The following is a 549-nucleotide window of genomic DNA, read 5'->3' on the forward strand; positions in this document are numbered from 1 at the left end:
CCAGCGCCTGGATGTCGACGTCGTAGCGGAACTGCACGCCGAGTTCTTCGGCCATCTTCGCCAGCTTGGTGGTGAACAGCTGGCAGTCGCCGGTTTCATCATTGGGCAGGCGCAGGCCGCCGGTCAGCTTGTGGCTTACCTTGGCCAGCGCAGGTTCGGCGCCGGCCAGTTGTTCGCGGCTGAGCAGTTCGAACGGCACGCCGCTCTGGCGCAGCACGGCGATGTCCTTGGCGGCGCCGTCGAACTGCTCCTGCGTGCGAAACAGCTGCAGCGTGCCTTGCTGACGGCCTTCGTAGTCGATGCCGGTGGCGGCGCGCAATTCGCGGAAGCAATCGCGGCTGTATTCGGCCAGGCGCACCATGCGTTCCTTGTTGACGGCATAGCGGTCGGCGCTGCAATTGCGCAGCATCTGCCACATCCAGCGCAATTGCTGCAGCGTGCCGTCAGGGCGGATTGCCAGCGGCGCGTGTTCTTCAAACATCCATTTCAGGGCTTTTAGCGGAATGCCGGGGCGATGGCGTCGACCAGCTCGCCCATGTAATCGCCACA

General features: G+C 64.1%; 1 protein-coding gene. It reads right to left on the reverse strand.

From position 1 onward, the window contains the following. On the reverse strand, positions 1-549 hold a 549-nt coding region (locus HLUSI_RS0101360; RefSeq protein WP_157137716.1), incomplete at both ends, for an FAD-dependent oxidoreductase.

It is taken from the genome of Herbaspirillum lusitanum P6-12, from assembly GCF_000256565.1.
Taxonomy (GTDB): domain Bacteria; phylum Pseudomonadota; class Gammaproteobacteria; order Burkholderiales; family Burkholderiaceae_D; genus Herbaspirillum; species Herbaspirillum lusitanum.